The following is a 17306-nucleotide window of genomic DNA, read 5'->3' on the forward strand; positions in this document are numbered from 1 at the left end:
GATACACGAATGTATCCGATACATGAACGTATTGAAAGGCTATGCTCGGCCGCATGGTGACCCGACGGCGTGCCGAGACCCGCGGGCGGCTGCTCGACGCCGCGCTGCGCGTCTTCGCCGACAAGGGCTGGGGCCAGGCCCGGATCGAGGAGATCTGCGAGGCGGCCGGGTACACCCGCGGCGCGTTCTACTCGAACTTCGCCAGCCTCGACGAGCTGTTCTTCGCGCTCTACGACGACCGCGCCGAGCTGATCGCCGCGCAGCTGACGGCGGCCCTGGCCGCGCCGGACCGGTCGTTCCGGTCGGTGATCGCGCGGACCGCTGACACGCTGCTGCTCGACCGGGACTGGCTGCTGATCAAGACGGACTTCCTGCTGCACGCCGCCCGCAACCCGCAGGTGGCCGGGCGGCTCGCCGAGCACCGGGCCCGGCTGCGCGAGGCCATCGAGCAGCGCCTCGCCACGCTCCCCCTGGACCTGCCGGACGTGCCCGGCACCGCCCGGGCGGTGATCGCCGCCTATGACGGCGTGACCGTCCAACTACTGCTGGACGCCGATGTGAATGCCGCCCGCGCCTGGCTCACCGAACTGCTCACCACCCTGCTGGTGCGCTGAGTGTGGCCCCGCTCGCCCGGCACGGCCCCGGGGGGACGATCCGGGGCGATCGACGCGACAATGGTGGGGTGCCGCAGCCGATCCCGACCGCCGACCCGGCGCAGACCCGCGCCGAGCTCGCCGGCCTCCGGCCCGACCTGGTCGAGCGGTACGACGCGGCGCTGCCCGGGGCACGCGCCGCGGTGCTGAACCGGCTGCGCCTCGCGATCGAGCGTGAGCCGCTCCCGGGCGCCGTCTACACCGAGATGGACCCGGTCGAACTGGCCGCGAGGCTGTGGCCGGGCACGGCGTTCGTCGCCGAGATCGCCAACAGCGTCGCCAACCTGGCCCTGGCCCGCGCCGACGCCGCCGGCGCCGTCCCGGAGCCCGGAGACCCGGACGGCCTCGGCAAAATCGAACAGCTGGAGGTCGACGGGCACCCGCTGCACCCGTGTTGCCGGACCCGCGGCGGGATGACAGTCGCCGACGTGCTGGCCTACGCGCCGGAGCACCGGCCGGTGATCCGGCTTCGACGCCTGCGGGTGCCGGCCGAGCGCTGGCACGGCACCGCCCAGCCGGTGCTCTACGCCCACCCCTGGCAGGCCGCCCGGCTGCTGCGGCACTACCCGTGGCTGACCGACGCCGGGCCGACCCGGCCGATGCGGCCGCTGATGTCGCTGCGCACGGTCGCGCCGGTCAGCGGGGGCCCGCACATCAAGACCGCTGTGGACGTGCAAATGACCTCGGCGATGCGCACCGTCTCGCCCGCCGCCGTGCACAACGGGCCGGTGCTCTCCGCGTTCCTCGCCGGGATCACCGCGGACCTCCCGATCGACGTGCTCGCCGAGACCGAGGCCGGCGCGGTGATCACCGAGGACGGACCGGACCGGCGCCTGGCCCACCTGGTCCGGCGGGCGCCCCGGCTCGGGCCGGGTGAGCAGGCCGTGCCGCTCGGCCTCTTCGTGTCCCGGTTCCTGCACACCGTCGACGACCCGTACGAATGGCTGTCCATCCTGACCGCCCTGCTGTTCACGCCGCTGGCCACCCTGCTCGGCCGCGGCGTCGCGCTCGAGGCGCACGGGCAGAACACCCTGGTCGTGCTCCGCGACCGGCGTCCGGTCCGGATCCTCTACCGCGACCTCGGCGGCGTGCGCGTGCACCGGCGCCTGGGCCTCGACCTGCACGGCGACCTGCTGACCGACGACCCGGCCGTGCTGCGCACCAAAGTCGCCGCGGCCGCCCTCGGCACCGTCGCCGGTCAGCTCGTCGGCGCGTTCGCGGACCGGCACGGCGCCGAGCCGGACCGGCTGTGGGCGATCGTCGCGGCCGGTCTGCGCGGCTTCCCGGAGCTGCTCACCGCACCGCTGCCGATCAAGGCGACCACCGCCATGCGGCTGGCCGCCGATCCGCTCGACGACATCTGGACCTACCAGCCCAACCCGATGGCGGTGCACGCATGACCTCCCGCCCCACCGGCCGCCGCCCCGCGTCCGCCACGCCGCCGGCGGTGCGCGCATGACCTCCAGCCTGACCACCGGACGCCTCGCCGCGGCCGCCGCGCACACCCAGGCCGCCCTCGCCGTGCACGCGCCGGACCTGGTGGCGGGCTTCGCCGACAACCTGCCTCGGGCCGCCGACACGGTCGGGCGGCGGCTACGCGGCGCGCTCGCCCGGGAGGGGCTGTCCCGCGGTGACGAGCGCGACGCCTCCCGGCACGCGTTCCACCGCTTCGAGTACCCGCGCTCCGGCGTCGCCGACCCCGCCGACCTGCTCGGCGGCATCGACGCTCCCGGGTTCGCCGCGGAGATCCGCAACGCGGTGATCAACCTGGCGATCGCGCTGGCCCGGCCCGGACCGGTGCCGGGCGGGGACCCGGACACCGCGGCGATCGCGGACGAGCGGCTCGCCATCTCCGGTCACAACCTGCACCCCTGCGGCCGGACCCGGCTCGGCTGGGACACCTGCGACGTGCTCGCGCACGACCTGGAGGCCGGGTCCACCGAGGTGCTGTTCATCGCGGTTCGCGATGCCGCCCACCTGGGCGACGACCTCGGCGATCTGTATCCGGACATCGCGCGCGTCCCGGGCGGCTATCGGGCCCAGCCCGTGCACGCCTGGCAGCACGCCCTGATCCTGGACCGCTACCGGCACCTGTTCGCCGACGGCACGCTGCGCCGCCTCGACGGGCACCTCGACGCCGTACCGACCGCCGCCCTGCGCACCCTGCTGCTGCCGCCGGCCGCCGACGGCCGCCGCCGCTACCTCAAGGTGTCCCTGGACATCCAGGTCACCTCCACCCGGCGCAGCATCTCCGTCGCCAGCGCCCGCAACGGCCCCACCGTCTCCGCGCTGCTGCACCGGCTCGCCACCGACGAGCCCACACTGCTGCTGATGGCCGAGACCGCCGGCGCCGCCGTGCCCGCCGGATCCGGCCGCGACCTCTCCGCCATCCTGCGCGACGGCCTCACCGGCCGCCTCGCCCCCGGCGAGGACGCGATCCCGGGCAGCGCCGTCCCCTACCGCCTGCCCGGCCTGCTGCGCCGGCACGGCGGCGGCCCCGCCGCCTGGCTGAGCGATTACGCCCAGCTCCTGCTGCCTCCGCTGCTGCGCCTGGCCACCCACGGCGTCGCCCTCGAGGCACACCTGCAGAACTGCCTGCCCACCTTCACCGGCGGCCGCCCGCACCGGCTCGCGCTGCGCGACTTCGCCGGCCTGCGCCTGCACCTGCCCCGGCTCGCCGCCGCCGGGCACCGGATCGACCTGTGGCCCGGCTCGGTCGTCGGCACCGACGACCCCGCGGTGCTGCGCGCCAAGCTCGGCTACACCGCCTTCCAGGCGCACCTCGGCGAGATCATCCTGCACCTCGATCTGGACGAGTCCGCCGCCTGGCGGATCGTGCGCGAGGTCGTCGACCGGACCTACGCGGCGCTGCCCTCCCCCGCCGCCCGCGAGGACCACGCCGCGTTCACCGCGCCCACGGTCCCGCACAAGGCCCTGGTGCGGATGCGCCTCGCCGACGCCGGCGACATCTACCTGCCGGTGGAGAATCCGCTGCATGGCTGAGCTGCCCCCGCACGTCGCGGCCGCGCTGCGGCGCCTACCGGCGCCGGCCTGCGCCTACCTCTACGACCGGTCCGCGCTGCGCGCCCAGGTGGCCCGCCTGCGGTCCGCCCTCCCCCGAGGAACCACGATCCTGTACGCGGTGAAAGCCAACGGCCACCCGGCCGTGGTGCAGACCCTCGCGGCGGAGTGCGACGGCCTGGAGGTCGCCTCCGGCGGCGAGCTCGACCTCGCGGTGCGGGCCGGCGCGCGCCGCATCGTCTTCGGCGGTCCCGGCAAGACCGACGCCGAGCTGATCGCGGCGGCCCAGGCCGGTGCCCTGCTCAACGTGGAGAGCGTCTTCGAACTGCGACGGCTCGCCGGGCTGGGCGTGCGCGCGGACGTCTGTCTGCGCGTCAATCGCGACAGCGTCGCCGTCACCGGCAGCCACGCCATGACCGGCGCACCCACCCCGTTCGGCATCGACGAGAACCAGCTCGGCGCCGTGTTCGACGCCCTGCCCGCCGGCCTCACCGTGACCGGTTTCCACCTGCACGCGGTCTCCAACAACCTCGACGGCACGGCCCACGCCGCCTTCCTGCGCGACGCGATCTCCTGGTCGGCGCAGGTCGCCCCGCGGTACGGCGTGACCCTGCGCGTGGTCAACGCCGGCGGCGGCCTCGGCGTCGACCACACGTCCGCCGCGTCGATCGATCTGGCCCCGCTCTCCCAGGTCGCGGTGCCCGCCGGCGTCGAGCTGATCCTGGAGCCGGGCCGCTATCTGGCCGCCGACGCCGGGTGGTACGCCGCCGAGGTCCTGGACCTGAAGACCACCCACGGCCGTACGTTCGCGGTCCTGCGCGGCGGCACCCACCACTTCCGCCTCCCCGCGGCCTGGGGTTACAGCCACCCGTTCACGGTGCTGCCGGTCGACGCCTGGGACCGCCCGTACCCGCGGCCCGAGGTGGCCGGCACGCCCGTCGACGCGGTCGGCGAGCTGTGCACCCCGCGCGACGTGCTGACCCGCGGCCAGCACGTGGACGCGCTGCGCGTCGGCGACCTGCTCGTCTTCGGCCGCACCGGCGCGTACGGCTGGGACATCTCCCACCACGACTTCCTGCGCCACCCGCCGCCGGACTTCATCATCCTGTGAGGTCACGACGTGCCGCGGTCCCGGGAACGACCGGTCCCGCGTCCTCATCCGGGCCGGCCGGCTCGGCCCGGGGCGTGCTCTGCATGGGCGGTCGCGGAACTGCTCGCGGACCATGACGGACTGGACGTCGCCGTACCGCCGCTCGGACGAGTCCTCCCGGGGCACCCGGTCCGCGACGAGCAGCCGGGCGGCGCCGACCACCGAGCCGTCGACCTCGGCCACGAACGGCAGGTGGCTTCCGGCGTGGGCGGCCACCCAGCCGGCGAACGCGCCCAGCCCGTGCGGCTTTATGCCCTGCAGCTCCGCGAGCGCCGCCACGTCCGCCTCGCCCGCCATGCGCACGGTCACCCGGCGAAGTCCAGCGAGCGCCGTTGGGGCTTCCATCGGCCTGACCGGGGCGACTCGCGGCGTGGAGAGTGCGCGCCGGGATCGGCCGCGGCACTTCGGTTCCTGCGGTCGGCGGGCGCGCCGGCCGCCGTACGACATCATCTGCGGTCGAAGGTCTCCACCCGCGTGCGGTACGGAACCGGATGTTTCTCCGGGTTCACCAGGATGGTGAAATCCGGGAGGGCGCCGGGCAGCGGATCGCCGCGGGCGTCGCACATTCCGGACTCGGCGGTCCAGTCGACGATGGTGACGGTGACCTGCCAGCGGCCGGGCGGCACCGGGAGGTGGAACCGGGTGCCGGCCGGGGTGCCCGGGATGGCGCCCGCGTGCTCGATGCCGCTGAGGATCGCGCCGTCGGTGGCAACGAACAGGTACGGATCGGACACGGCGACGAGGAATTGCCGCTCGCGGGCGGTGAGCCCGGCCAGCCGGAAATCGAACCCGAGGCGAACCAGGAACTGGAACCGCCCGTCGCTGTGAATGTTTATCGGAACGATTGTTCCGCTGCGGATGTGCCGGGTGATGTCCTCGTCCTCGAGCAGTTCCCCCGTCCAGGTGGCGTAATCGACGACACCGCGGAAGGCGGCCGGTGACCACAGCGCGAACATGCCCGCGCCGGTGGTCACCGTCTCCGAGAACTCCACAATTCCCTCTCTACCCCAGCCGCGCCGGCCACGGCACGGAACCAGGTGTGCTGATCGTCGGTCCAGCGGTCCAGACGCAGGCCCGCGGCGGCGAGTTCGTCGCGCAGACCGTCCTCGGTCAGCCGGTGGGCGGTGAAGCGCTGGGTCCAGGACCGCGGCCCGAGCTCGTAGACGGCTTCCGCGGTGAGCGTCTCGCCGGCGCTGTGCACCAGTCGCAGGTGTCCGCGAACCGGCCCGAGATCACCGGAGCGTTGACCGGTCCGGGTCAGGTCGGCGAACCATCCCGGCGGCAACCACTGGGCCAGCAGCGTGCCGGCGGGATCGAGGTGGCGCGCACACGCGTCGAGGAACAGCCGGCGGACCGCGGCGTCGACGGTGCTCAGCAGGTTGCTGGGGAGCAGCACGACGTCGAAGGTCTCCGGCAGGTCGAGGTCCTGGATCCGCGCCTGGACCGCGGTGACGCCGCGCAGGTGGCCGAGCATGGCGGGCGACTCGTCGACGCCGGTGACCCGATGTCCGCGGGCGGCCAGCACGTTCGCCAGCCGGCCGGTTCCGCAGCCGAGTTCGAGGATCCGTGATCCGGGCGGGATTGTTCTGCCGATCAGATCGGGCTCGCCGCCGGCGGGCAGATGCAGATAGATCTCGACCGGGCAGCCGTCCGGTGTCACCTCGTCGTCCACGCGGCGATTGTGCCCGCGACACCCCGCGTAGGGCATCCTAGGATTCTAGGAATGATAGATTGACAGCCGTGATCGGAGAATGCAACGGGGTCCCGCTCGCCACTCTGGACCCGGAGGCGGATCTGGACGATCTGGAGCCGTTGCGGGCGCTGATCGGCGACGCGCGGGTCGTCGGGATCGGCGAGTCGGCGCACAACGTCCCGGAATATCAGCAGGTCCGGCACCGCCTGGTGCGATTGCTGGTGGAGCGCATGGGCTTCGGCGCGGTCACCCTGGAGTCCGGATTCAGCGAGGGGCTCGCGGTCGGCCGCTGGGTGGGCGGCGAGGGGCCGGACGACAGCGACGTCGTGGAGCGGGGACTGACCTACGGGTTCGGCCGGACCACGGAGACCCGCGCTCTGCTGGCCTGGCTGCGGGAGCACAACCGGCGCGGCGGGGACGTGCGGTTCGCCGGACTGGACCTACCAGCCGACCTGGGCTCGCTACTGCCCGCGCTGGAGGGCGTGGCGGACTATCTCGCCGGCGTCGATCCCGCCGCAGGACCGATGATCGAGCAGCTGCGGACGTACGCGAAGAGCTGGGCCAGCCCGTACACGATGGCGGCCTTCGCGGCCTACCGGGCGGCGCCGGCTGCCGAGCGCGACGCGCAGACCCTCCTGCTGTGCGAGCTGGCCACCCGGGTGGACGCGCTGCGGCCGCTCTACGCCCGGCGTGGCGGGGCCGCGGGGTACGCCACCGCCCGGCACGGGCTGCGGCTCGCGGTGCTGCTCGACCAGATGCTGCGGGCGCAGCTCGCGGCGGTCGGCGGGTCGGGCGCGCACGCCTCGGTGAACGTGCGGGACCAGGCGATGGCGGAGACCGCGCTGCACCTGCTGCGGGACGGGCGGCGGATGGTCGTCTCGGCGGCCAACACCCATCTGCAGCGGATCCCGATCAGCCTGGGCGGGCGCTTCGAGGTGGCCGTGCTGGGCAGTCACCTGGCCGCCGAGCTGCACGACGGCTACCTGTCGATCGCTGTCACCTGCCGGGGCGGCCGCACCCCGACACGGCGACCCGCGCCGGACACCGAGCGGGGCGTCGAGGTGCTCACCGTCGATCTGGACGCCCCGGCGCCGGACAGCGTGGAGGCGCTGCTGCCGGCGTCCCGGATCACCGACGTCCGGCCGTTGCGGGGCGCGCCGGACGCGCCGCGCCGGTTCCGCAACCTGGACAGCTACGTCGAGCTGCCGGTGGCGGACGCGTTCGACCTGGTGGCCGTCGTGCCGGAGCTGGCCTGAGGAGCCCGCTCTCCCCCACCCGGTCCGCGGCGTCGCGTCGCCGGGGGCGTAGCGGTATGCGAGGTAGACCCGGCCACCCCCGGCGGCCCGCTTGGTCAGCCGTGGCGCTCGGACCCGGCGCGGGTCACGCAGAATTCGTTGCCGGCCGGGTCCTGCAGGACCGCCCAGCCCGCGCCGTCCGGGGTGCGGTGGTCGGACAGCAGCGTGGCGCCGGCCGCCAGGAGGCGGCCGATCTCGGCGTCCCGGCCCAGGTCCGGGGACTGCAGGCAGACGTGGACGCGGTTCTTGACCTGTTTGGGCTCCGCGACGGCCTGGAAGTAGAGGCGCGGGCCGGCCGGCGGTTCGATGACCACCTCGCGGTCGCCCGGCGCGCACTCCGGGGCGATCGGGTGACCGATCACCTCGCTCCAGAAGACCGCCAGGACGTACGGATCGGCGCAGTCGAACGAGACGTTACGGATCAGCGAGGTCACGTCCGTACGATAGCCACCCATCGAGAAGATCCGCGCGACGCCGGACCGGGCTGGGCCGGGCGCCCGGATCCCCCGGCCGGCGGTGGAGCGGGCTCAACTCGGGCGGGCCACGGCCGATGTCCACGGGCATGAGTCACGTCAGCAGCAGCGAGCGCTGGTTCGGCACCGGCCACAGCACCCTCACCGATCCCGCCGCCGCGGGGGCCGAGGCGGCGACGGCCGCGCTGGCCGGGCGGGTGCCGGCGATCGCGTTCGTGTTCTGCTCGGTGGGTTACCACGTGCCGGAGCTGTTCGGCGCGCTGCGCGAGCAGGCCGGGGCGGACACCGTGATCGTCGGGTGCACCACGTCCGGGCAGCTCGGGGGCGGGCGGGTCAGCCGGGACAGCGTGGTGGTGACCGCGTGGGGCGGGGACGGGTTCACCGTACGTACCACCGTGGCACGCAGCGCCCCCGGCCGCCTCCGGGAGGCGGGCGCGGAGGCCGCGTCCAGCCTGGCCGGCCTCGCCGACGAGCACCGGGCGCTGCTGCTGATCGGGGACGGACTCACCGGCACCACCCATGAGATCGTGCGCGGCGCGTTCTCCGTGGCCGGCGCCGCGGTCCCGCTGATCGGCGGCTGGTCCGGCGACGACCTGCGATATGTGCGGACGTACCAGTTCCACGGGGGCCGGGACGGCGTCGAGATCCTGTCGGGCGCGGTGATCGGGATCGCGCTCGGTTCGGACCGGCCGCTGGGCGTGGGCATGGCGCACGGCTGGCACAAGACCGGTGACGCGCTGGTCGTCACCAGCAGCCGGGACGGGCACGTGCTGGAGTTCGACGGCGAGCCGGCCCTGGACGTGTTCCTGCGCCGCCTCGGCGTCGACGAGTCCGCGCTGGACGACCCGGCCGGGTTCCGCGAACTGGCGTTCCACCACCCGCTCGGACTGTCCCGGCGCAGCGGCGACGACATCCGCGTGATCCACGACGGCGACCGGGTGGAGCGGTCGCTGATCTGCCTGGCCGACGTGCCGCTGGGCGCGCTCGCCTGGCTGATGGCCGGCGACCACGAGTCGCTGCTGGACAGCGCGGGCGAGGCGGCCGGCCAGGCCGTCGAGGCGCTGGGCGGGGCGCCGGCGCTGGGCGTGCTGGTGTTCGACTGCGCGGCCCGGTGGCTCAAGCTGGGCGCGGCCGGTGTGCAGGAGGAGAACGTGGAGATCGGCAAGCGGCTGGACGGGGTGCCGTACGGCGGCTTCTACACCAACGGCGAGATCGCCCGGTTCCGCGGCGCCCTCGGCATGCACCACTTCACCCTCGTCACGCTGGCTCTGGGCTGAGGGACGGACAACGATGAACCACTGGTCCACCCATCAGCTCACCGAGTTCTTCGCGGCGGTCTGCGCCCCGCAGGAGGAACACGCCGCGATCATGGTGGCCGTCGAGCGCGCCGCCGAGGTGCTGGAGACCGAGATCGGCGCGGTGCTGCGCGACGGTCGCGTCGAGGTCGCCTGGGGCGCCGGCCGCGAGCAGCTGGAGACCGCCCTGGGCGGCGAGCAGCGCCCGGCCGCGATGACCGTGCCGGGCCTCGGCGAACTGCACGTGAGCACCGCCCGGTTCAACCCCGGCCCGGGCGGCGCGCTGCTGGTCGCCCGGGCCGGCGACCCGCTCGACCCGGAGGAGCGGCAGCTGCTGCAGGCCATGGCGCAGACCCTCGGGCTGGCGCTGACCAACATCAGCCTGCTCTCCGCCGAGCGCTCGGCGCGCGAGGCCCGCGAGCGTGAGGCCGCCGAGCGGCTGACGCTGCTCGACTCGCTGCGCGAGGCCCGGCACGACTCGCTGACCGGTCTGCCGACCCGGGTGCTGTTCCTGGAGATGCTCGCCGAACGGCTCGCCCACCACACCCCGACCAGCGTGCTCTTCATCGACCTGGACCGGTTCAAGGCGGTCAACGACAGCCTCGGCCACCGGGCCGGCGACGAGCTGCTCGGCCTGGTCGCCGGGCGGGTCCGCGGCTGCCTGCGGCCGACCGACACGGCGGCCCGGATCGGCGGCGACGAGTTCGCGGTGCTGCTCAACGACTGCGAGGCCGAGCAGGCGATCCCGGTCGCGCAGCGGCTGATCGACGCGATCAAGAGGTCCTTCCCGGTGGCCGGGCAGGAGGTGTTCATCGGCGCGAGCATCGGCATCGCGGCCGGGCCGGGCGCCGCGCCGGGCGAGATCCTGGGCAACGCGGACGTGGCGATGTACCGGGCCAAGACCGAGGGCCCGGGCAAGGTGGTGCTGTTCGAGGCGCAGATGCACGCGGAGGCGCTGGCCCGGCTGACGCTCAACGGCGACCTGCAGCGGGCGCTCGCGCTCGGCGAGTTCCGGCTGCAGTACCAGCCGTTGTTCGGGCTGGGCAGCGGCGAGCCGGTCGGGGTCGAGGCGCTGGTGCGCTGGCAGAATCCGGAACGCGGGTACGTCTCGCCTGCCGACTTCGTGCCGATGGCCGAGGAGACCGGGTTGATCAGCGACCTGGGCCGGTGGGTGCTCAACACCGCCGGGCGGCAGGCGGCCGCGTGGCGGCGCACCCGGCCGGATCTCGGCATCAACGTGAACGTCTCCGGACGCCAGCTCACCGACCCGCAGTTCGCCTCGGACGTCGAGCGGATGCTCACCGACACCAAGCTGCCGCCGCACGCGGTCACCCTGGAGCTGACCGAGTCGGTGCTGATGAGCGACCCGAAGACGGCCATCGGGTGCCTGCGCGACCTGCAGGACCTCGGGGTGGATGTGTCCATCGACGACTTCGGCACCGGCTACTCGTCACTGTCCTACCTGCAGCGGCTGCCCGTCGACGAGCTGAAGATCGACCGGGCGTTCATCAGCCGGCAGACCCCGACCACCGCTGACCTCGCGGTGATCCGGACCATCGTCGAGCTGGCCCGGACCCTGCGGCTGCGCACCGTGATCGAGGGGATCGAGACGGAGGCGCAGCGCAACGCCATGCGGCTGCTCGGCTGCGATCTGGGGCAGGGCTACCACCTGTGCCGGCCGGTGCATCCGGAGGATCTGCTGCCCACCCTGTCGCCGGCCGGGCCGGACCGGGAGGCTGCCTGATCCGGTTCCGGAAGCCCGTCGATCGCGACTGTCGCCTTCGCGGCTCGCCCGGCCGCGGCGTTTGAAGCGGGCCGGGTTGGGGGGCGGGACTAAATCGGTTGGTCTCGGGGCGGTGGGATAGTAGACACTGCGGGTGACTGATCGACCGAAGCTGATCGCCCTGGCTCTGGCCCTCGCGGTCGACATGCTCGGCAGCGGCCTGCTGCTGCCCGTCTCGCTGCTGTACTTCACCGAGGTCAGCGGCCTGCGCCTGAGCACCGTCGGCCCCCTGCTGAGCGTCGCGGCCCTCGCCTCGCTGCCCGTGCCGCTGATCGTTGGGCAGATCGCCGACCGCACCCGCCCGCTCGACCGGGTGCTCGCCGCGCAACTGCTGCAGGGCACGGCGTACGCGGCGTACGCCCTGGTCCGCGGCCCCGGCACGCTGCTGCTGGTGGCCATCGTGGCCGCGGTCGGGCAGCGGCTGTTCTGGTCCTCGTTCTTCTCGGTGGTAGCCGGTCTCGCCGAACCCGGTGAGGACGAGCGCCACGCCGATCGCCGGTTCGCGCTGGCCGGGATGATCCAGATGGGCGCGACCGGGGTGGGCGCGCTGCTCGGCGGGCTCGCCGTGACGTACTCGTGGTACCAGCCGGTGGTCTACCTCAACGCCGCCAGTTTCGTCCTGTCCGCGGCCCTGCTGCTGCTGGTTCCGCGCGGGGCGGCGCCGGACCCCGCCGAGCGGGTGGCCGGCGGCTACCGCACGCTGCTGCGCGACCGGCCGTACCTGCTGCTCATCGCGGTGAACACGGTGTTCGCGCTGTGCAGCATCCTCCTCGGGGTGGCGGTGCCGGTATACCTGATCGACGGGCTGTCCGCGCCGGCCTGGCTGGTCGGGCCGCTGCTCGCGGCGAACACCGTGCTGCTCGCGTCCGGCCAGCGGCTCGCCGTGCGGCTGGTGCGCCCGCTGTCCCGGGCCGCGTGCCTGGTCCTGGCCGGCGCGATCTGGGTGGGGTGGGCGCTGGTCTACGCGGCGGCGGCCGGCGTGCCGCGGTGGGCGCTGATCCCGTGCCTGCTGGGCGGCATGATCCTGTACGCGGCGGCCGACCTGATCCACGCGCCGATCTCGAACGCGCTGTCGGCGGCCGCGGCGCCGCCCGCCCAGCGCGGGCGCTACCTGGCGGTCTACCAGTACACGTTCGCGTTCGCCGGCATCATCGCGCCGGCGTTCTTCACCACGTTGTTCGGCGCCGGCGTGGCGCTGCCGTGGCTGGCGCTCGCGGTGGTCGCCGCCGTGGCTTCGGCGGTGATGTGGACCCTGCGGGCGCCCCTGGCCGCCCGCTCGTCAGCCGACCAACTGGTCACCTAGGCGGGCGCCCCGGATCTCCCGCCGCGCGGTCGGCACGGGATCCTCGCCGGGCTCGAGGTGGCCGCCGACGGGAGCCAGAAGCCGGCGTTGCGGTGGGCGACGCGACCACTCTCCGGGCGCCCGCCGTGCCGGACGGCTCCGTTCCCCGTGAACCGCCCGGGCCCGGGAACTCACGCGGTGGGCAGATCGGCGCGGTCCGGGCCGCCCGGGTGGCGGACGTTCGCCTCCCGGCCCCAGACCAGCGCGTACGACAGGAAACCCAGCCAGACCAGCGCCCCGATCGCGACCCGCAACCCAGCCGGCAGCCCCGACGGCGTCACGAACGCCTCCAGGAAGCCGGCCACCGCCAGGGCCGGCACCAGCCCGACCGCCACCACCATGCCCTCGCGGGCCCAGGCCACCAGCGACTGCCGCCGGGTGTGCAGCGGCCCCGGGGCGATCCACGACCAGCCGATCCGCAGGCCGACCCCGGCACCGACGAACAGGCAGGTGATCTCCAGCAGGCCGTGCGGAGCCAGATAGGTCAGGAGCGTGTCCCCGGCGTCCCGGCTGACCATCATCGCCCCGACCACCCCGGTGTTCAGCGAATTCTCCCAGAGCAGGTAGACGACCGGCAGGACGAGCACCCCGGCGGCCAGGCACTGGGCGGTCAGCAGGGCGTTGTTCGTCCACACCTGCAGCGCGAAGTTCTGCGCCTGGTACTCGCTGTAGTAGCCGACGAAGTCCTTGCCGGCCACCTCGTCGATCTGCGCCTCGCCGCCGAACACCGCGAGCGCGTCCGGGTGAGCCGCCAAATACCAGATCATCGCGGCGGTGGCCGCGACCAGCAGCACCGCCAGCGTGCCCCACCAGTGGCGGGTGCGGTAGAGGGCGCCGGGCAGGCGGTAGGCGAAGAAGTCGGCGAGCGGCCGCCAGGAGAGCCCGCCGCTGCCGCGCGTCACCGCGGCCCGGCCGGCCAGCACCAGGCGGGACAGGTCGGCCAGCACGACCGGGTCGGGGTTACGGCTGCGCAGCGCCGACAGATGGGTCGCCGCGCGCTGGTAGAGCAGCACCAGCTCGTCGATCTCGGCGGCGCTGCGCAGCTTCGGACGGCTCGCCAGGACCTCCAGGCGGTGCCACTCGCCGCCGCGCTCCGCGAGATACGCGTCGAGATCCATCATCGATAATTCCCCCGCCGGTCCGTCGGCCGCCCAGCGTAGTGGACGCGGTGTCCGTGCCCGAGCCCCGGTGGTGTTCACTGTCCGGGTGAACGCTGCTGCAACGGACCTGGTCACCGCGGAGGCCGTCGCTCTCGACCTGCGTCCGGCCCGGCTCGGGTCGCGGGCGGTCGCGCTGGGCATCGACATCCTGATCCAGGCCATGGTGGCCGGCGGCGCGATGCTGGCGGCCGGGCTGGTGCTGGCCGTGCTGCCCGAGTCGATCGTGGATGACGCGTTGGTCGGTGCGGTGCTGCGGATCGCGGTGGTGCTGGTGCTGCTCGGCTACCCGACGTTCGTCGAGGTCCGGACGAACGGGCGCAGCCTCGGCAAGTCCGTGGTGGGACTGCGGGTGATCCGCGAGGACGGCGGCCCGATCCGGGTCCGGCACGCGTTCACCCGGGCGCTGATCGGCCTCGCGGTGGAGTGGCCGGGCCTGCTGCTGCCGTTCCTGACCTGGGTGGTCACCCTGGCCGTGATGCTCTTCTCCGGCCGGGGCCGGCGCCTCGGCGACCTGGCCGCCGGCACGCTGGTCGTGCACGAGAAACGTCCGGTGCCGTTCCGCTACGTCCCGGCCATGCCGGCCGGGCTCGCCGACTGGGCGGCGGCCACCGACCTCACCGCCGTCGACGACGACCTGGCCGCCGAGGTGCGGCAGTTCCTGTCCCGGGCCGCGGAGCTGAGCGAGCCGCACCGCGGCGGCCTGGAGCGGATGCTGGCGGCCGAGGTCGGCGCACGGGTGGCGCCGCCACCGCCGCCCGGCACACCGCCGTACCACTTCCTCGCCGCGGTGCTCGCCGAACGCCGCCGCCGCTTCGCGGCACAGCTGGCGGCCGGGCGTGTGGTCACCGAGCGGTTGCTGCCGGGCTTCGGGCGTCCCGCCCATCAGATCGAGGTTCCTTCGCCGGTACGCCCCGCGACCCCCACCTGGTGACGCCGGGCTCGCGGTTTCCGGACCGACGTAGATTTGGTCCGGTGTTGACTGACGCGCAGGCCACCGACTATGTGCGCCGGCACGACGGCGTGCCGGCGAAGACGCTGAGCGACGGCTCCGCACTGCTGGAGCACCGCGCGTTCTGGGCGGCGATGTTCGACGGGGCAGCGGCCCCGGAGCTGATCACGGAGCTGTTCGACGGCGCCGGTGACGACACGACCGCCCTGCACGAACAGATCCGGTCGTCGGCGCACTGGCCGGTGATCCCGATCAGCGACCGGTTCACCCGGATCAGCTGGTACGGGCCGAACCTCGAGGGCGGCGACGACTACGTGGTGCTGGCGCCCGGCCGGGCCGTCCCGATCGCCGCCCGGCAGGGACGCGGCTACGGCCCCGGACTCTCCTGGCCCGAGCTCACCCGGATCGCCACGACGCCGCGCCGCCTGCTGCTGGCCCTGCCGGCGCTCGGCGACGCGGACGCCCCGCCAGAGGCGGTCGACCAGGTCACCGAGGCACTGCTCACGGTGGGTGGCGACGCCCGGCCGGCGGCGCGCGAGGTGGCCCGGCAGATGCTGGAGAGCCCCGTGTGCTGGGTGGGCGACGACGACATGCTGGTGTGTGACGGGGAGTTCGCGGTACGCACGCCGGGCGCGCTGCCCGACGCCGACCTGCGCCTGGTCACCCAGGCTCTGGCCTGACCCGGGAGGTCGCCCCGGCCGCGCCGCCGGGCTGGGGGTCATCGTCGCTCAGCGGCTGGGCGCACCATTCGGGCGTCACCCTCGTCGGGACGCCGCGCACCTGACGCCGCCGGCCGGCGAGGGCGCCGGCCAAGCGATGCTGGACGCTGCCGAGCTCGCGGCCGCAGTGGCCGCCGCCGCGTCCGCTTCTTCGCCCCGCGCCCCACCGGCCGCCCGGTCCAACTGTCAGCGCGGGGTGGAGGCCAGGATCCGCGCGGGTCGGGAGGCGGAAGGAGTCGGCTCGGCCGTGGACGACGAGCGTGACGGCGCGCGCGACGAGCGCGACGGCGCGGGCGGTGTGACGGCCGGCGTGGTGTCCGGGGACGAGGTCGGCGTGGTGTCCGGGGACGAGGTCGGCGTGGTGCCCGGCATCGGCCTGGCCGGCGAGGTCGGCGAAGCGGGCGAAGTCGGCAACACGGGTGAGGCGGGCGGGACAGGCCATGCGGGTGACGCGGGCGGGGCCGGGGCCGGATCCGCCGGCCGGAGCAGGGCGAACGCCGTGATCGACACCGCCGCGACGGCGAGCCCGGCGACCGGCGGCAGCCACCAGCGGGCCGGCATGCTCCGGCGGGCGGCCCGGAGCAGCGCCGGCTCGTCGCGCAGGTCCCGGCCCGTGACGGCGGCGGCCCGGGCGGACAGCGCCCCGCGCAGGCGCCGCTCCAGATCGGTTTCGGTCATTTCTCCCCCAACTGGGCACGTAACAGCGTCAGGGCGCGATGCGCTGTCGACTTGACGGTCCCGGCGGTGATCCGCAGCGTGCCGGCGATCTCCCGTTCGGAGAGGCCGGACCAGTAGCGCAGGACGATGACCTGCCGCTGACGGGTGGTGAGCCGGCTCAGCGCCCGGATCACCTCCCGGTCGCCCGTCCCGAGCAGCACCTCGTCCTCGGCGGCTGGCGCCGGATCCGGGCGCGGGGGCAGGTAGGCCCGGGCGATCCGGCGGCGGCGCAGCGCCGACCTGGCCGCGTTCATGACGGCGGACACCAGGTAGGCGTTCGGGTCGGCGACCGTGTCCAGGCCGGTGCCGTGCCTGCGGTAGAGCCGGGTGAAGACATCCTGGACGATGTCCTCCGCGGTGGGCAGGTCGTCGACCATCAGCACGGCCAGCCGGACCAGCGGCAGGCGGCGCTCGCGGTAGAGCTCGTCGATCGCGGGCGCCGCGGTCGCCGCCGTCACGACGGGGCCGGCGGCGGCGGACCCACGCCACCAGCGCAGCAGCGACGTGGGCATCGGCAGCACGAAGATCACAAAGGGCCTCGGGAGGTGGGGTCGGGGTGAGAGGGACCGGGCGGCGCGCCGGCCGTACGGACGGCCGGCGCGCGAGCCCTCAGGACGCGGCCGGGGCCGCGAAGCTCGGCGACGGCGCGGCGGTCGACGGCCGCGTCGCGGAGGATCGAGTCGGTTCGGCGGTCGGCTTCCGGGCGGAAGCGGAGGGCACCGGCGCGGCGGTCGGCTTCGCTGTGGAGGCGGACGGCACCGGCGCGGCGGTCGGCTGTCCCGTGGAAGCGGACGGCACCGGCACGACCGTCGGGGTAGCGGCCGGCGAACTGCTCGGGACCGGCGCGGGAGTCGCGTCGTCGGCGAAGGCCGCCGCGGCGGTCACCCCGCCGACGGCGACGACGGCCACGGCTCCGGCGGCGACCGCGAGGGCCCGGGTGGATCTGCGCATCTCAAGCTCCAGCACTGTCAGTCGGTGCACTGTCGCCTGGGAGGACGCCGCAGCCCGGAAAAGGTTGGCCCCCTCGCTGTGACCCGCGGCACACCCGAGGATCGC

17 protein-coding genes are annotated in these 17306 nt (G+C 74.4%); 11 read left to right on the plus strand and 6 right to left on the minus strand.

From position 1 onward, the window contains the following. Positions 1-53 precede the first annotated feature (53 nt). From Asi03nite_RS00425 to Asi03nite_RS00440, 4 genes are all read left to right on the plus strand, one after another. The gene (locus Asi03nite_RS00425; protein WP_203676093.1) at positions 54-614 is read left to right on the plus strand and encodes a TetR/AcrR family transcriptional regulator; all 561 of its coding nucleotides are present in this window, start codon (positions 54-56) and stop codon (positions 612-614) included. A gap of 68 nt (positions 615-682) precedes the next feature. Continuing rightward, complete coding sequence (locus Asi03nite_RS00430; RefSeq protein ID WP_239102214.1) at positions 683-2053, plus strand: IucA/IucC family protein; 1371 nt, start codon at positions 683-685, stop codon at positions 2051-2053. 55 nt (positions 2054-2108) lie between these two features. Next, entirely contained in the window at positions 2109-3656 is a 1548-nt protein-coding gene (locus Asi03nite_RS00435; RefSeq protein ID WP_203676094.1) for an IucA/IucC family C-terminal-domain containing protein, read from the plus strand. Next, complete coding sequence (locus tag Asi03nite_RS00440; RefSeq protein ID WP_203676095.1) at positions 3649-4785, plus strand: alanine racemase; 1137 nt, start codon at positions 3649-3651, stop codon at positions 4783-4785. The genes Asi03nite_RS00435 and Asi03nite_RS00440 overlap by 8 nt, the downstream gene beginning before the upstream one ends. A 485-nt stretch (positions 4786-5270) precedes the next feature. Here Asi03nite_RS00440 and Asi03nite_RS00445 read toward each other — a convergent pair whose 3' ends face one another. Both Asi03nite_RS00445 and Asi03nite_RS00450 read right to left on the minus strand, forming a co-directional pair. Then, positions 5271-5816: a hypothetical protein gene (locus Asi03nite_RS00445; protein WP_203676096.1), complete on the minus strand. Its 546-nt coding sequence runs from the start codon at positions 5814-5816 to the stop codon at positions 5271-5273. Further along, positions 5795-6496 (minus strand): class I SAM-dependent methyltransferase, encoded by a 702-nt coding sequence (locus tag Asi03nite_RS00450; RefSeq protein ID WP_239102215.1) that lies wholly within the window; start codon positions 6494-6496, stop codon positions 5795-5797. The genes Asi03nite_RS00445 and Asi03nite_RS00450 overlap by 22 nt, the downstream gene beginning before the upstream one ends. 68 nt (positions 6497-6564) lie before the next feature. On the opposite strand from Asi03nite_RS00450, the gene Asi03nite_RS00455 reads away from it, so the two are divergent. After that, positions 6565-7773: an erythromycin esterase family protein gene (locus Asi03nite_RS00455; protein WP_203676098.1), complete on the plus strand. Its 1209-nt coding sequence runs from the start codon at positions 6565-6567 to the stop codon at positions 7771-7773. A 95-nt stretch (positions 7774-7868) separates the two neighbouring features. Here the strand turns inward: Asi03nite_RS00455 and Asi03nite_RS00460 are convergent, their stop codons facing one another. Next, the gene (locus Asi03nite_RS00460) at positions 7869-8246 is read right to left on the minus strand and encodes a VOC family protein (RefSeq protein WP_203676099.1); all 378 of its coding nucleotides are present in this window, start codon (positions 8244-8246) and stop codon (positions 7869-7871) included. A gap of 128 nt (positions 8247-8374) precedes the next feature. On the opposite strand from Asi03nite_RS00460, the gene Asi03nite_RS00465 reads away from it, so the two are divergent. From Asi03nite_RS00465 to Asi03nite_RS00475, 3 genes are all read left to right on the plus strand, one after another. Next, on the plus strand, positions 8375-9562 hold the full coding sequence (locus tag Asi03nite_RS00465) for an FIST signal transduction protein (protein ID WP_203676105.1): 1188 nt from the start codon (positions 8375-8377) through the stop codon (positions 9560-9562). A 13-nt stretch (positions 9563-9575) separates the two neighbouring features. After that, positions 9576-11324, plus strand: coding sequence for a putative bifunctional diguanylate cyclase/phosphodiesterase (locus tag Asi03nite_RS00470; RefSeq protein WP_203676110.1), 1749 nt, complete (start codon positions 9576-9578; stop codon positions 11322-11324). 133 nt (positions 11325-11457) lie between these two features. Continuing rightward, positions 11458-12666 (plus strand): MFS transporter, encoded by a 1209-nt coding sequence (locus Asi03nite_RS00475; RefSeq protein ID WP_203676111.1) that lies wholly within the window; start codon positions 11458-11460, stop codon positions 12664-12666. 170 nt (positions 12667-12836) lie between these two features. On the opposite strand, the gene Asi03nite_RS00480 is transcribed toward Asi03nite_RS00475, so the two are convergent. Then, entirely contained in the window at positions 12837-13826 is a 990-nt protein-coding gene (locus Asi03nite_RS00480; protein WP_239102216.1) for a stage II sporulation protein M, read from the minus strand. Between the two features lie 85 nt (positions 13827-13911). Here Asi03nite_RS00480 and Asi03nite_RS00485 point away from each other — a divergent pair, with 85 nt between their 5' ends. After that, positions 13912-14796 (plus strand): RDD family protein, encoded by an 885-nt coding sequence (locus Asi03nite_RS00485; protein ID WP_239102217.1) that lies wholly within the window; start codon positions 13912-13914, stop codon positions 14794-14796. A gap of 41 nt (positions 14797-14837) precedes the next feature. Next, a complete protein-coding gene (locus Asi03nite_RS00490; protein ID WP_203676112.1) occupies positions 14838-15494 on the plus strand; it encodes a hypothetical protein in 657 nt (218 codons plus the stop codon). 225 nt (positions 15495-15719) lie between these two features. On the opposite strand, the gene Asi03nite_RS00495 is transcribed toward Asi03nite_RS00490, so the two are convergent. Beyond that, positions 15720-16211, minus strand: coding sequence for a hypothetical protein (locus Asi03nite_RS00495; protein ID WP_203676113.1), 492 nt, complete (start codon positions 16209-16211; stop codon positions 15720-15722). Further along, positions 16208-16762 (minus strand): RNA polymerase sigma factor, encoded by a 555-nt coding sequence (locus Asi03nite_RS00500; RefSeq protein WP_239102219.1) that lies wholly within the window; start codon positions 16760-16762, stop codon positions 16208-16210. Before Asi03nite_RS00500 ends, Asi03nite_RS00495 begins: the two co-directional genes overlap by 4 nt. Positions 16763-16806: 44 nt before the next feature. On the opposite strand from Asi03nite_RS00500, the gene Asi03nite_RS00505 reads away from it, so the two are divergent. Further along, the gene (locus tag Asi03nite_RS00505; protein WP_203676115.1) at positions 16807-17283 is read left to right on the plus strand and encodes a hypothetical protein; all 477 of its coding nucleotides are present in this window, start codon (positions 16807-16809) and stop codon (positions 17281-17283) included. Positions 17284-17306 lie beyond the last annotated feature (23 nt).

Origin of the sequence: Actinoplanes siamensis, from assembly GCF_016862395.1 — a bacterium.
GTDB classification, from domain to species: domain Bacteria; phylum Actinomycetota; class Actinomycetes; order Mycobacteriales; family Micromonosporaceae; genus Actinoplanes; species Actinoplanes siamensis.